This is a genomic window from Vibrio sp. 10N.286.46.A8 (assembly GCF_041470165.1).
GTDB classification, from domain to species: Bacteria; Pseudomonadota; Gammaproteobacteria; order Enterobacterales; family Vibrionaceae; genus Vibrio; species Vibrio tasmaniensis_A.
On the sequence record NZ_JBFRLX010000370.1, the window covers coordinates 1 to 531 of the forward strand.

Below are 531 nucleotides of genomic sequence, written 5' to 3' on the forward strand. Positions count from 1 at the left end.
CTCAGGGCTCAGGGCTCAAGGCGTAACGTTTAAGTCTAGGATTTATACTTATGCAGCAGATCCCAAGGGATATGACATAAGTGGTGATCTTCAGGGAAGTGGCTTAGGTGATGCTGGTGGATATCATCACTCGCAACATAGTGAGTTAACGGCAATATCTCGAGTGCGATACGGTCGGCATCATCTCTTGAAGCAATATAGTGCTTAGCTTCGGTTAAGTGTTCTGCGTTAGTGCTGTATACGCCTGTGCGGTACTTCTCTCCCACATCGACACCTTGTTTATTCACGCTGTAAGGGTCGATAATCTCAAACAAGTGTTCCATCAAAATCATTACAGACGTAACGCTTGGATCAAATTCAATTTGTACGCACTCGGCATAGCCATCGTAATCGCTTTGTGTGCCATTGCATTGCGTGCTATCGCATTGTGTCGACCCGTTTTCTGTTAGCTGGGCGCTTCCATTGGCACGGCCTGCTTCTGTGCTGATAACACCAGGAACGTACTTAATAAATTCCTGTACGCCCCATAAG

The 531-nt window shown here is 46.5% G+C and carries 1 protein-coding gene; it reads right to left on the minus strand.

What is annotated here, in order from left to right:
• Positions 1-35 precede the first annotated feature (35 nt).
• The coding region (locus AB4232_RS22500; RefSeq protein WP_372088074.1) for a peptide-methionine (S)-S-oxide reductase at positions 36-531 on the minus strand (496 nt) is incomplete at its 5' end.